Raw genomic sequence first — 13,571 nt, forward strand, 5'->3', positions numbered from 1 at the left:
GGAAGCAGCGCTCAAAATGACGATCCGGGTTCGAAAACTACTTGTCGGGGTTCATTCGATGTCACGCATCTGGCTGCTTTTTCTGGTGTTCCCTGGTGCGGCCAATGCCGCTTCGCTCTACCTGTGCAAGTCGTACGGCGGCGGCACATTCTGGTCGCAGGAATACTGTGGCCAGCACAGTGCGGTCGTGGAGAGAATCGTCAACGTACCCGACAGCCTGCCTTTCGAGCAGCAGATCGCACTCGGCGAACAAGCCAGAAGGGATGGCCGCCGGCTGGCAGCGCCGCCGAAGCCTGTTCGGAGCGCGAATGGATTCGCGTCGTCGGACACCAAAGACGAATGCGCAGCGCTCGATGCACGCATCCGGCACCTCGACGCCCTGGCCCGCAGGCCTCAGTCCGGCCCGAGCCAGGACCGAATCTCTGCCGAGCGCAAGGAAGCGCGAGATCGTCAATTTCGCATCAAATGCAATTAGGCCTGCGGGCCGGGCCACCTCAGGAATGGCGGCGAACCCTTCTTCCCGAACAGGTGGTGACGTGTTCGCGGGTTCGGCGCATCAGCACTTGCCGGCCGCGCGCAGCAGATCGTTGCAGCTCGCCTTGTTGGTCTTGCCGCGGTCCTTCGAGCCTTCGGTGAAGTTCGTGCACATGGCACTGGCGCCGCTGGCCATGCCCCAGGTCGCGATCCTGCCGAGGCCCGAGGGCTCGAGGATTTCGCACTTGTAGGTCTCGCCAGCCGTGGTCTTGACGGTGTACTGGGTGCCGACGTAGCCCGCAGGCGCCTCGACCTCCTGCCGGGCGGTGACCGAGAACTTGCCGACTTCGCGGCCGATGGCCATCGAGATCTTCTTCTCGGCCTTGCCGCCGTCATCGGCGGCAGCCGACGACGACGGCGCGGGTGCAGAGGCCGTCGCCCCACCGGTGCTCGCCGCGCAGCCGCACAGCAGCCCGGCCAGTGGGGCTGCCAGCAGCCACGTCATCGCTTGTTCAGCCTTCATTGCAATTCCTTTCAGGGGACTTTTCGAGTTGGCAGGAGTCGGGCAAAGCGATCCTAGGCAAGCACAGCGTGGCGATGAATAGCACCTTCGGGCAGGCGCGCGCCGCGCTCTTGCGGCGGTGCATGCGGCGGTTCAAAAGGTGACTGCCTGAAGGTGCTATGGGCGCCGCGCGAACACGTTCCTAGGATTCAGACCCTGTGCAACGACCGGCGCTCATCGAGCACACGCCGGTTCCCTACGACGAAGGAACGAGATGATGAGAATGTCCCGGGGACGGGCCGCGCTGGCCGCCACGGCCTGGCTGGTCGCATGCGGCGGCGGTGGGGGCGATGCAGGTGACGGTGGTGCGCTCACGCGGCACGAGTTGCTCCTGCAGGTCGTTGGCGGCGGCACGGTCAGCTCGCAACCGGCAGGCATCGACTGCGGCGTCACCTGCAGCGCCTCGTATGCCGCCGGCACGAGCGTCATGCTGACCGCGACGCCGGCCGCCGGCCAAACCTTCAGCGGCTGGACGGGTGCCTGCAGCGGCAGCGCGACGCTCTGCACGCTGACGATCAGTGAAGCGCGCTCGGTGATCGCCACGTTCGCGGCGCCGCCGCCGGTGTCGGGCTGGAGCGCGCCCCAGGTGCTGTCGGCCGACGGCGCCGGCGCGGCCAAGGTGGTGATCGACGCCGAGGGCCGCGCCCTCGCGATCTGGGAGCAGCTCGACAGCGGTACCCCGACCGGGCACGTCTGGGGCAGCCGCTACCTGCCAGCCAGTGGCTGGAGCGCCCCGGCGCGCCTGGAATCGAACGTCGGCGACATTGCCGGCACGCACCTGTCGATCGACCGGGCCAGTGGCAGGGCGATGCTGATCTGGCACCAGCTGACCACGCCGGGTGCCTACGACCTCTGGGCTCGTGTGTTCGACCCGGCCACCGGCTGGGGCACCAGCACGCGCATCGAAACGCTGAGCGGCACGGTGGGCGTCAGCAGCGTGGGCATCGACGCGAGCGGCAACGCGGTCGCGGTCTGGAGCCAGATCGACGCGCGCAATCGGTTCAGCATCTTTGCCAACCAGTACCGCAGCGGTGCCTGGGGTAGCGCCGCCGCGATCGAGACCAATGACAGCGTCGGCGACACCGATGGCGACCCGATCGTCGCGGTCGCGCCTTCGGGCGAAGCGGTGACGGTCTGGAAGCGCTCGGACAATGGCGTGCACTTCTGGAGCAACCGCTATGTGCCGGCCAGCGGCTGGGGCACGGCAGCGCAGATCGTGACCGACACCGGCACGAGCCAGTCCTTCGGCACGCACGACCTGTCGATCGACACCAACGGCCAGGCCGTGCTGGTGTGGGGCCAGGCCGACCTGGTCAGCGGCACGGCGGACTGGAACAACGCGATCTGGTTCAAGCGCTTCACGGCGGGGAGCTGGCAGTCGGCCTCGACGCGCGTCGCCGCGCCGGTCCCGAACCGGCAGGGGTTCATCAGCAACCCGGTGCTGAGCATGAACGCCGCGGGGACGTCGCTGGTGAGCTGGGTCGGCCAGGACCAGTCGATTGTCTCGGCCGCGGCCGCGCCTGGCTCGGGCTTCGGCGCGGTGGCGACGGTTCGCCCCGTTGCGGCGCAGAGCGTGACGACACTGCCGCGCACGGGCATCGCGGCTCAGGGCGACGCGATGTCGAGCTGGACCGAGACCGGTTCGGCCGGAGGCGTGCAGGTTTCGCAGCGCGCGCCGGGTGGCGCCTGGACAGCACCGTCACGCCAGGAAAATGTCGAACCGACGACAGACCCGGCGCTGGCGCTCAACGAGCGCGGCAACGCGGTGCTGGCCTGGACACAGATTGCCGCGTCGAACGGCGCCACGCGCATCGTCGTCCGGCGCTACGCATCGGGGCGATGAGCCCCGCTGCGGCGGCGCTCAGGCGCGGTTCAGAAACAGCCGCGCGAACCCCTTGACGCTCAGCAGGCTGCCCGGGTTGCTGGTCTCGTCGAGCACGCCGCTCATGCGCCGCACGATGCGCGGGTTCTTGCGGGCACGCCAGATCAGCAGGTCGGCCAGCCACGGGTGGCGGTTGACGATGTTGGCGCGCTGGTACAGGTCGAAGCGTGGCTTCAGGGCCAGCAGGCGCGCCTCGTAGTCGGCGCGCACCTGCGCATCGCTCGAACCGCTGGCGTGCCCGGCCAGCAGCGCTTCGGCGGCATAGATGCCGGTTTCCATCGCCTTGCCGATGCCTTCGCCGGTGAAGGAATAGGTGCTGCCCGCCGCCTCGCCGGTGACGAGCAGGCCTGGCCGCGTGAAGCGCGCGCCGTCGAGCGTGCAGCGCAGCGGCGCACCTTTCATCGGGCCGAGCAAGGTGCCGCCCTGCATCAGCTCTCGCGCCGGTGCATGGACCTTCTGGAAGTCATCCATCACCCGGCGCAGGTTGACTTCTTTTTTCGCGAGCTTGCCGTTCTTGTTTTCGGCATGGCTGTCGGAGATGCCGACGCCGATGTTGAACACGCCGTCACGGCACGGGAAGATCCAGCCGTAGCCGGGCGTGAGCGCACGGTGCCACACGATCTCGAGCGCGCTGATGCGCCCGACCATCGCGTCGTTCTTCACATAGCCGCGCAGCGCCACGCCGCTCGGCGTGTGGCGCTCGGACATGCCGGCCGCCAGCAGCGCCTGCGGCACCGCGCCGCTGGCCAGCACGAGCCAGCGCGCACGCACCGAGTGCGTGGCGTCACCGTGTTGCAGGCTCGCCCCGACGACCTGCCCGCCCTCTTCGATCGGCGCCACGAAACGCAACGGCGCGAACATGCGCGCGCCAGCGGCCACGGCGGCACGGCAGAGAAGGTGGTCGAGCTGCTGGCGTGGCAAGACCGCCAGCGTGCCCGGCACGTCGACGCGCCCGCCGCGCGGGCCGATGCAGCCGACGAAGGAGACCGGTTCGGCCTGCGCCATCACCGCGTCGAGCACGCCGAGCTGGCGCAGCGCGCTGTGGGCATCGGGAATGAGTGCGTCGCCACAGACCTTGTCGCGCGGAAAGGCATGCTGGTCGACCAGCACCACGCCGAGCCCGGCGCGTGCCAGCGTCAATGCCGCGGCGCTGCCGGCCGGGCCGGCACCGACCACGAGCACGTCGCAGGCGGCAGGCAGTTGTTCGGGACCGAGGTTCATGGCATGCGTGCTCCGGCGGCCGGCGGCACGCCCATGCGCAGTGCGGCGAACACCGAGCAGGCGGTGATGAAGCCGACCAGCGCAAAGGTTTCGTGAAAGGCCCGCATCGGGTTCGCCGGCTGCGCCTGCAGCCGCCATTCGAGCACGATGCCGACCGCGCTGATGCCGACAGCGCCACCGAGCTGGCGCAGGAAGTTGATGGTGCTGGCGCCTTGCGAGATCAGCGTGTCGGGCAGGCCGCGCATGGCCCCGAGGTTGAGCGACGGCAGCACGAAGCCCAGGCCGATGCGGCCGACGATCGCCCACAGCATGATGAGCCACAGCGAAGTGGCGGTGCCGACCGTGATCATCAGCAGGAACGACGCGGCGAGCAGGATCAGCCCGGTCGACAGGATGCGCGCCAGCGGCAGCTTGTCGGCCGCGCGCCCGACCAGCGGGATCGTGACCGCCAGCACCAGCCCGGCCGGCAGCAGCACGGCGCCGGCCTGCGAGGGCGGCAGCTTGAGCGCGATCTGCATGAACACGGGCACGAGGTAGGTCGAGCCGAACAGCGCCATGCCGTAGATGAACGCGACCACGCCGCCCATCGCGAACGGCCGGTGCTCGAACAGGCGCAACTGCATCAGCGGGTGCGGGTTGCGGCGCTGCAGCTTGATGAACACCAGCATCGCACCGAAGCTGCTGGCGATCAGGCCCCAGCCCGCGAGCGGCACCGGCCCGTGCAGCTGCACCATGCCGTTGAGCAGCGACAGCACCGCCACGGTGACGAGCACGAGCCCGCCCCAGTCGAGCCGCGCGCCGGCCCGGTCGACCTCGCCGCCACCGGGCGCGCCGATCGGCAGATAGCGCCGCGCCAGCCAGAGCGCGGCCAGACAGAACGGCACCACCACGAAGAAGATCGAGCGCCAGCCGAACCATTCGACCAGCACGCCGCCCAGGCTCGGCCCGAGCGCCGGCGCCAGCACCACGCCGAAACCGAAGATGCCCATCGCCCGCCCCTGCTCGCCCTTGGCGAAGGCCCGCATGATGATGATGGCGGGAATGGGCTGCAGCACACCCGCCGCCAGCCCTTCGGCCACGCGCATCGCCAGCACCAGCTCGAACCAGTTCGACAAGCCGCCGGCCACGCCACCGAGCAGCAGCAGGCCGACCGCGCCGCAGTAGGTGTGGCGGTAGCCGAAACGTTCGAGCAGCCAGGGCGTGGTCAGCATCGAGAGTGTCATCGCGGCCATGAAACCGGCCGACAGCCACTGCGCGCGTTCCTGCCCGAGCGTGAAGACGCGGCTCATGTCGGGCACCGCCACGTTGATGATGGTCGAGGCCATGATCGAGGCCATCGTGCCGATCATCACCGTGAGCAAGACGCGCCAGCGGTAGTTGGGGCCGAAGCGCTCTTCGAGGGCCGCGCGCGAATGCGGGCGGACGGGCGTGCTGGCCATGCTCACCAGATCGACACCTGCGCCTCGGGCGCCAGGTACATCGGGTCGCCGCGTTTCACGCCGAAGGCCGGGCCGAACGCCGGGTGGTTGCGCACCGCGCCGTTGACGCGGTATTCGTCGGGCGAGTGCGGGTCGGACTTGATCTGCCGCAGCAGCGCTTCGTCGCGCACCTTGCCCCGCCATTGCTGGGCCCAGCCGAGAAAGAAGCGGGCGTCGCCCGACAAGCCGTCGATCACCGGCGACGGCTTGCCGCCGAGCGCGAGCTTCCAGGCTTTGTAGGCGATGGCCAGGCCGGCGTTGTCGGCGATGTTCTCGCCGAGCGTGAGTTCGCCATCGATCTTGTAGCCAGGCAGCGGCGAGTAAGCCCCGTACTGCTCGACCAGCGCGGCGGTCTTGGCGGCGAACCTCGCCTTGTCCTGTTTGCTCCACCAGTCGCGCAGGTTGCCGGCACCGTCGTACTGGCTGCCTTCGTCGTCGAAGCCGTGGCTGATCTCGTGGCCGATGACCGCGCCGATGGCTCCGTAGTTGACGGCATCGTCGGCACCGGCATCGAAAGACGGCGGCTGCAGGATCGCGGCCGGGAACACGATCTCGTTGAACGAGGCGTTGTAGTAGGCGTTCACGGTCTGCGGCGTGATGCCCCACTCGTCACGATCGACCGGCCGGCCCAGTTTGGACAGGCCACGCTCGAACTCGAAAGCACGGGCGCGCACCACGTTGCCGACGAGATCGTTGCGGTCGATCTTCACGGCCGAGTAGTCGACCCAGCGAGTCGGGTGCCCGATCTTCGAGCGGAAGCTCGCGAGCTTGGCCAGCGCTTCGGTGCGCGTGGGGGTGCTCATCCAGTCGCTGGCGCTGATGCTCTGGCGGCAGGCCTCGAGCAGGTTCGCCACCATGGCCTCGATGCGCGCGCGGGCGGCGGGCGGAAAGTGCTTCTCGACATAACGCCGGCCGAGCGCCTCGCCGAGCGAATCGTCGACCAGCGCCACGCCACGTTCCCAGCGCGGCGTTTCGACCGTGCGGCCCTGCAGCACCATGCCGTTGAACACGAAGCGCGCGCTCGAGAAGTCCTTGCCCAGGTAGGGCGCGTACGCATGCAGAAGGCGCACCGTGGCATAGGCCTTCCACGCTTCGAGCGGCGCGCTTTGCAGCAGCGCGCTCAGGCCGCGCAGGTAACCCGGCTGGCCCACCAGCACGTCGGGCGTCTTGCCGGCCAGCCCGGCGGCGGCCAGAAACGCCGGCCAGTCGAGCGCCGGCGCCAGTTCGGGCAGGCGGCCGAGCTCGACCCGGTTGTAGACGCGTTGCGGGTCGCGGTTCTCGACCTCGGAGGCCTGCACTTTCGCGAGTTCGGCCTCGAGCACGAGCACGGCGCGGGCCTGCGTCTCGGTGTCGCGTTCGTCGGCCAGCGTGAGCAGCCGGCCGGCGTACTCGACGTAGCGGATGCGGGCCTCGCGGAAGCGCGCGTCCGATTCCTGCAGGTAGTAATCACGGTTCGGCAAGCCGAGGCCGCCCTGCCACAGCGTGGGCACCTGGCGGCTCGAATCGCGGTCGTCCACGCCGATCGTGACCGAGAACGGCGCGCCCGCGCCAAGCCGCACCAGGCGCGCGAACGTGGCCGCGAGCTGGCGGCGTTCGGTGACGGCGCGAATCGCGGCGAGCTCGGTCGCCAGCGGCGCCAGGCCCTTCTTGTCGAGCGTGGCTTCGTCCATGAAGCTCGCGTAGAGGTCGTCGATGCGCGCTGCGTCGGCGTCGGTGCTGCGGCTGGCGGCGGCCTGCTCGACCAGCACGCGCAGTTGCTGCTGGGTGCGCTCGTGGATGTCGGACAGGCCGCCGATGTAGGCCCGGTCGGCCGGAATCGGCGTGGCCTTCAGCCAGCGCCCGTTGGCGTGGCGGTACAGGTCGTCCTGCGGCCGCACGGCCGGGTCCATGCCGCTGCGCTCGACGCCACTCGAGAGCGGCGCGGGCTGCGCCCTCGTGGCCGCCGGCGCGAAGCACGACAAGGCGGCGAGCAACACGAACGGGCCGGTGAATCTGTGCAGCGTCAATCGGGTCTCCTGGGCACGACGCCAGACTTTAGCGGTTGGCGCAATGAACTGCGGCGCCCGCAGGCGCCGCAGTCAGCCACGTCATGGGCTCGGCTTGCGTTCAGCCCGCCGCCTTCACCTTCAGCCGCCACGCGTGCAGCAGCGGTTCGGTGTAGCCGTTCGGCTGCGACAGGCCTTCGAAGACCAGGTCGCAGGCCGCACGGTACGCGGCACCGTTGAAGTTGCCGACCATCTTGGTATAGGCCGGGTCGCCCGAGTTCTGGTAGTCGACCACCGCCGCCATGCGCTCGAACGTGGCCTCGACCTGCTTGCGCGTGGTCACGCCGTGCAGCAGCCAGTTGGCGATGTGCTGGCTGCTGATGCGCAGCGTGGCGCGGTCTTCCATCAGGCCGACGTTGTGGATGTCGGGCACCTTCGAGCAGCCCACGCCCTGGTCGATCCAGCGCACCACGTAGCCCAGGATGCCCTGCACGTTGTTGTCGAGCTCCTGCTGCACTTCGGCCGGGGTCCAGAACGGCACCAGCGCGACCGGGATCTGCAGGATCGCGTCGAGCAGCTTCTCTTCGAGCAGCTTCGCGTTCGGCCCGTGGGCGAAGTCGTCGAGGCTCTTCTGCAGCGCGGCCACGTCGACCTGGTGGTAGTGCAGCGCATGCAGCGTGGCGGCCGTGGGGCTGGGCACCCAGGCGGTGTTGGCGCCGGCCTGCGGGTGCGCGAGCTTCTGCTTCATCATGTCGCCCATCAGGTCGGGCATGGCCCACATGCCCTTGCCGATCTGGGCGCGGCCACGCAGCCCGCTGGCCAGGCCGATCTGCACGTTGTTGAACTCGTAGGCGCGCAGCCAGGTGGAGTTCTTCATCAGCGGCTTGCGCACCATCGCGCCGGCCTGCATGGCGGTGTGCATCTCGTCGCCGGTGCGGTCGAGGAAGCCGGTGTTGATGAAGGCCACGCGGTGCTGCGCGGCTTCGATGCACGCCGCCAGGTTCACGCTGGTGCGGCGCTCTTCGTCCATGATGCCGAGCTTCACCGTGTCGGCCTTCAGCCCGAGCATGGCCTCGACGCGGCCGAACAGCTCGGTCGCGAACGCCACTTCGGCCGGGCCGTGCATCTTCGGCTTGACGATGTAGATCGAGCCCTTGCGCGAGTTGCGCAGGGTCTGGCCCTTGGCGGGCTTCAGGTCGTGCATCGCGATGGCGACCGTGATCACGGCGTCCATGATGCCTTCGTGGATCTCGCTGCCGTCGCCATAAAGAATGGCGGGGTTCGTCATCAGGTGGCCGACGTTGCGCACGAAGAGCAGCGAGCGGCCCGGCAGCGTGAGCTGGCCGCCGGCGGGGCGCTGGTAGTTGCGGTCGGGGTTCAGGCGGCGCGTGAAGGTCTTGCCGCCCTTGCCGACTTCTTCGGTCAACGTGCCTTTCAGAATGCCGAGCCAGTTCTGGTAGCCCAGCAGCTTGTCGTCGGCATCGACGGCGGCGACCGAATCCTCGAGGTCGAGAATGGTGGTCAGCGCGGCTTCGACCATCAGGTCGCTGACGCCGGCCGCGTCGGTCTTGCCGATGCGCGTGCTGCGGTCGATCTGGATGTCGATGTGGATGCCGTGGTTGCGCAGCAGCACCGACGTGGGCACGGCTTCACCGCCCTGGTAGCCGACGAACTGCGCCGGCTGGGCAAGGCCGGTGGTCGAGCCGTTTTTGAGCTTGACCGCCAGCGCGCCGTTGGCCACCGAGTAACGCGTGCTGTCGATGTGCGAGCCCTGGGCCAGCGGCGCGACGCGGTCGAGCACGTAGCGCGCGTATTCGATGACCTTGGCACCACGCACCGGGTTGTAGCCGGCACCTTTCTCTGCGCCACCGGCTTCGCTGATCACGTCGGTGCCGTACAGCGCGTCGTACAACGAACCCCAGCGTGCGTTGGCGGCGTTGAGCGCATAGCGCGCGTTGAGGATCGGCACCACGAGCTGCGGGCCGGCCAGCTTGGCCAGTTCGTCGTCGACGTTGGCGGTGTCGCAGTTCACCGGGCCGGTGGGCTCGACCAGGTAGCCGATCTTCTTCAGGAAGGCGCGGTAGGCCGGCATGTCGCCGATGGGCCCAGGGTGGGCCTTGTGCCAGGCGTCGAGTTCGAGTTGCAGGCGGTCACGCTCCTTCAGCAGCGCGGCGTTCTTCGGGCCGAGGTCGTGCGCGAGGGCGTCGAAGCCTTGCCAGAAGGCGGCGCTGGTGACGCCGGTGCCGGGCAGCACCTGCTCTTCGATGAACTGGTGCAGGACGGTGGCCACCTGGAGGCGGTGGGCAGGGGTGCGTTGGGTCATGGTCTTGGCCTGGTTCAGGTGGGAAAGAAGTCGAGCACATCGCGCAGGCTGGTGCCGGTGCGTGTGGGTTGGGTGTCGAGTTGTTCGAGCGGCAGCGAGAAGCGGTTGACCCACAAGGTGGTGTAGCCGTACCAGGTGGCGCCGATCGCGTCCCAGCCGTTGCTCGACACGAAGAGGATGTCTTTCGCTGGCAAGTTCAGTGCCTGCGGCCCGAGCGCATACGCCGCCGGGTCGGTCTTGAACTTGCGCAAGGCGTGCACGCTGAGCACGTGCGCGAGCAGCCCGGAAAAGCCGGCGCTCTTCACCGCCACGCCCAGCATCTCGGGGTCGCCGTTGCTGAGGATGCCGGCCGGAATGCCGCGCGATTTCAGCTCGGCCAGCACCTCGCGGTTTTCAGGGAAGCTGCTGAGGTGGCGGTACTGGTTCATCAGCCGGTCTTCGACGGCCGGCGTCAGCTCCAGGCCGAGGCGCAGGGCGGCGAAACGCAGGCCGGCACGGGTCAGTTCCCAGAACGGCCTGTACTGGCCGCTCATCGAAGTGAGCCGCGTGTAGTCGATCTGCTTGTCGCGCCACAACACGCTGAGGCGTTCGCCGAACCCCGGGAACATCTGCTCGGCCAGCAGCGAGACGCTGTAGACGTCGAACAGCGTGCCGTAGGCGTCGAACAGCACCGCGCGCGGGGGGTGAACAGCGGATGTTTTCTCCATAAGCCGCACTCTATTCGATGCCTCGATCAGCATTAAGTACGATCTCATCTACTTATTCATGACACAAACAGGTTGAATCGTGGACAGACTCAAGCAGCTCGAATCCTTTGCGGCGGTGGCCACCAAGGGCAGCCTGACCGCCGTGGCCAGCGCCGAAGGGGTGGCGCCGGCGGTGATCGGACGGCGCATCGACGCGCTCGAACAGCGCCTGGGCGTGAAGCTGCTGCTGCGCACCACGCGGCGCATCACGCTGACGCACGAAGGCAGCGCCTTTCTCGAAGATTGTCAGCGCTTGCTCTCAGACTTTGCCAATGCCGAGGCCAGCGTGAGTGCCGGCGGCGTGAAAGCCAGCGGGCACTTGCGCATCACCGCGCCGGCCGGGTTCGGGCGCCGGCACGTGGCGCCGCTGGTGCCGCGCTTCCTCGCGCTGCACCCCGACGTGAGCCTGTCGCTGAACCTGAGCGACCGTGTCGTCGACATCGCCCGCGAGAGCTACGACTGCTCGGTGCGCGTGGGCGACCTGCCCGACAGCAGCCTCGTGAGCGTGCGGCTGGCCGACAACCGGCGCCGTTGCGTCGCCACGCCGGCCTACCTGAAGCGCGCCGGCACGCCGAAGCACCCCGGTGAACTGTCACGCCACGAATGCCTGGTGTTGAGCAGCGACGCCAGCCAGACCCGCGGCTGGGCCTTCACGGTCGACGGCGAGCTCGTGCACCTGCGCCCGCGCGGCCGGCTCGACTGCACCGACGGCCAGGTGCTGCACGCCTGGTGCTCGGCCGGGCTCGGGCTGGCCTGGCGTTCGACCTGGGAGGTGGAGCAGGAGTTGAACCGCGGCGAACTCGTCAGCGTGCTCGACGACTTCGCGGCGCCGCCGAACGGCATCTACGCCGTGTTCCCGCACGCCAAGCACCTGGCGCTGCGGGTGCGTTTGTGGATCGACTTCCTGAAGCACAGCTACGGCGACAGTGCCTACTGGAACAAGGCCCCGGCCCTGCGCGCCTGACGGGCACAAAAAAGCCCGCGCGGGGCGGGCTCTTCTGAGTGCAGGCCGAGTGGCCGACAGGTCACTTGCTCAGGCATTCCTTCATGAAGGCCTTGCGCTCGTCGCCCTTGGTCGCTTTTGCTTTCGGGTCGGCGTTGCAGCTCTTCATCTTGTCTTGCTGGGTGGCAGGCTTGGCCGACAGGCAGGTCTTCATGAACGCCTTGCGCTCGTCGCCCTTCTTGTCGCCGGCTTCCTTGTTGCAGTCGCCCATCTTGGTCTGCTGCTTGCCCATCGGGGCGCTGGCGCCCTTGGCCATGTCGGGCGCTTCCTTGTGGGTGGTGGCGAAAGCCGAGGTCGAGAGGGCGGCCACGGAAAGGGCCAGAACGGTCATCAGGTGTTTCATGGGTTTTCCTTGAAGTAATTCCCGGGGGCATGTTTGCCGGCGACGATTGAAGCATGCAGGCCGAGGGCCAGCAAGGCAGAAACGTTGCAGGGTGTGTTGCGGTGGACACAGCCGCGAGACACATTCGGCGCTTGTTGCGCCGGATCAACTCAGAGGATGCGCCGCGGGTGCGCCAGGGTCTCGTGCGCAGCGTGCAGCCGGCGCACCAGCACGCCGATGAACGCGGCGTCGAAGCGGTGCCGGCAGTTCGGGCTGACCTGCACCAGCGTGTCGGGCGTGAACGAGATGGTGGTGGCGTGCTCGGTCACGATCACGTCGGTGCTGTGTTTTTTCAGGTCGGGGCTGGGCGCCAGGTAGGCCATTTCGCCGATCGAGGTGCCGGCGCCGAGCTGGGCCACCTTCTTGCCGTCGCGGAACACATCGACCTCGCCCTGCGCCAGGATGTGGAAGCTGTTGCCTTCTTCGCCCTTGCGGAACAGCGCGTGCCCGAAATGAAACCGCTGCCACTTGGCGCGGTGCACCACTTCCCAGAGCTCCACGTCGCCGAAGCCAGCGAAGAAGTCGAGTGAGCGCAGCAGGTTGAAGCGTTCGGAATCGAGCACGCCCTGCAGTTGCCCGCGCGGTACTTGCTGGTTGGTGATGAGGCCCGAGAGCGCCTGGGCGAATTCGTCCCAGGTGGCGTAACGGTCGGCGGGGTTCTTGGCCAGCGCCCGCTGCACCACGGCGTCGAGCCCGGCGCTCACGCCGGTGCGCAGCGCGCCCAGCGGGCCGGGCTGCACGTGGTAGATCTGCTGCATCATGGCCGACTGCACCTGCGCATCGAACGGCGGGCGCCCGGCGATCAGGTGGTACAGCACGGCGCCGAGCGAATACATGTCGGCCCGCGCGTCGAGCGGGTCGCCTTCGAGCTGCTCGGGCGACATGTAGGCGAGCGAGCCCACACGGTGCACCTGCGTCACGTCGGACGCGAGGTTGAGCACGCTGCCGAAGTCGCTGATCTTCACGTCGGTGACGCTGCCGTTGTGCAGCACGGCCAGCAGGTTGGCCGGTTTCACGTCGCGGTGGATCAGCCCCTGGCGGTACACGTAACCCAGCGCCATCGCGCACTTGAAGCCGATTTCGACGATCAGCTCGAGCGACAGCAACTGGTCGGCGCGGCAATACGGCCGCAGCGTGCTGCCGGCCACGTGTTCCATCACCAGGTAGGGCGACACCGGGTCGGGCACGGCGTCGAAGATCTGCACCACGTTCGGGTGGTTCAGGCGGCCGACGAGCGCGGCCTCGGCGGCGTAGAAGCGCTCGGAGAAGTGGCCGTCCATCGAGTCGGCGGTCACGGCCGTGGGCCGCACGCGCTTGATCGCCACGTCGCGGTCCTGGAAGTCGTCGTGGCAGAGAAAGACTTCGCTGGTCGCGCCTTCGCCGATCAGCTTGAGCACACGGTACTTGCCGATCATCGCGGGCAAGGGTGCGGCGCCGGCGCCGAGCGTGCGCGGGAGGGGGGTCGTGGTCGAGGACGAAGACATGAACGAATGAAGAGCCGCGGGCGCGCCAGCG

Annotated in this window: 11 protein-coding genes; 3 read left to right on the forward strand and 8 right to left on the reverse strand. The window is 68.5% G+C overall.

Annotation, left to right across the window (positions count from 1 at the left end; genetic code table 11):
* Positions 1 to 58: 58 nt before the first annotated feature.
* Entirely contained in the window at positions 59 to 475 is a 417-nt protein-coding gene (locus tag AC30PD_RS10155) for a hypothetical protein (RefSeq protein WP_489535541.1), read from the forward strand.
* Between the two features lie 81 nt (positions 476 to 556).
* Here AC30PD_RS10155 and AC30PD_RS10160 read toward each other — a convergent pair whose 3' ends face one another.
* Complete coding sequence (locus AC30PD_RS10160) at positions 557 to 997, reverse strand: hypothetical protein (RefSeq protein ID WP_489535542.1); 441 nt, start codon at positions 995 to 997, stop codon at positions 557 to 559.
* Positions 998 to 1,250: 253 nt separating this feature from the next.
* On the opposite strand from AC30PD_RS10160, the gene AC30PD_RS10165 reads away from it, so the two are divergent.
* The gene (locus AC30PD_RS10165; RefSeq protein WP_489535543.1) at positions 1,251 to 2,879 is read left to right on the forward strand and encodes an InlB B-repeat-containing protein; all 1,629 of its coding nucleotides are present in this window, start codon (positions 1,251 to 1,253) and stop codon (positions 2,877 to 2,879) included.
* Between the two features lie 18 nt (positions 2,880 to 2,897).
* Here the strand turns inward: AC30PD_RS10165 and AC30PD_RS10170 are convergent, their stop codons facing one another.
* The 5 genes from AC30PD_RS10170 to AC30PD_RS10190 form a co-directional block, all read right to left on the reverse strand.
* The gene (locus AC30PD_RS10170; protein WP_489535544.1) at positions 2,898 to 4,139 is read right to left on the reverse strand and encodes an NAD(P)/FAD-dependent oxidoreductase; all 1,242 of its coding nucleotides are present in this window, start codon (positions 4,137 to 4,139) and stop codon (positions 2,898 to 2,900) included.
* Entirely contained in the window at positions 4,136 to 5,578 is a 1,443-nt protein-coding gene (locus AC30PD_RS10175) for an MFS transporter (RefSeq protein WP_489535572.1), read from the reverse strand. The genes AC30PD_RS10170 and AC30PD_RS10175 overlap by 4 nt, the downstream gene beginning before the upstream one ends.
* Positions 5,579 to 5,580: 2 nt before the next feature.
* Positions 5,581 to 7,623 (reverse strand): M13 family metallopeptidase, encoded by a 2,043-nt coding sequence (locus tag AC30PD_RS10180; RefSeq protein ID WP_489535545.1) that lies wholly within the window; start codon positions 7,621 to 7,623, stop codon positions 5,581 to 5,583.
* A gap of 100 nt (positions 7,624 to 7,723) precedes the next feature.
* Positions 7,724 to 9,925: a malate synthase G gene (locus tag AC30PD_RS10185; protein WP_489535546.1), complete on the reverse strand. Its 2,202-nt coding sequence runs from the start codon at positions 9,923 to 9,925 to the stop codon at positions 7,724 to 7,726.
* Positions 9,926 to 9,939: 14 nt separating this feature from the next.
* Positions 9,940 to 10,632, reverse strand: a complete 693-nt coding sequence (locus AC30PD_RS10190) for a haloacid dehalogenase type II (RefSeq protein ID WP_489535547.1) — start codon at positions 10,630 to 10,632, stop codon at positions 9,940 to 9,942.
* Positions 10,633 to 10,711: 79 nt separating this feature from the next.
* Between AC30PD_RS10190 and AC30PD_RS10195 the strand changes: the two genes are divergently transcribed.
* The gene (locus AC30PD_RS10195; RefSeq protein WP_489535548.1) at positions 10,712 to 11,635 is read left to right on the forward strand and encodes a LysR family transcriptional regulator; all 924 of its coding nucleotides are present in this window, start codon (positions 10,712 to 10,714) and stop codon (positions 11,633 to 11,635) included.
* A 61-nt stretch (positions 11,636 to 11,696) separates the two neighbouring features.
* Here the strand turns inward: AC30PD_RS10195 and AC30PD_RS10200 are convergent, their stop codons facing one another.
* Together AC30PD_RS10200 and AC30PD_RS10205 are read right to left on the reverse strand one after the other, a co-directional pair.
* Positions 11,697 to 12,017 (reverse strand): PsiF family protein, encoded by a 321-nt coding sequence (locus tag AC30PD_RS10200; RefSeq protein WP_489535549.1) that lies wholly within the window; start codon positions 12,015 to 12,017, stop codon positions 11,697 to 11,699.
* A gap of 149 nt (positions 12,018 to 12,166) precedes the next feature.
* Complete coding sequence (locus AC30PD_RS10205) at positions 12,167 to 13,540, reverse strand: serine/threonine-protein kinase (RefSeq protein ID WP_489535550.1); 1,374 nt, start codon at positions 13,538 to 13,540, stop codon at positions 12,167 to 12,169.
* Positions 13,541 to 13,571 lie beyond the last annotated feature (31 nt).

Origin of the sequence: Rhizobacter sp., assembly GCF_032229685.1 — a bacterium.
In the GTDB taxonomy this organism is placed as follows: domain Bacteria; phylum Pseudomonadota; class Gammaproteobacteria; order Burkholderiales; family Burkholderiaceae_C; genus LMDS01.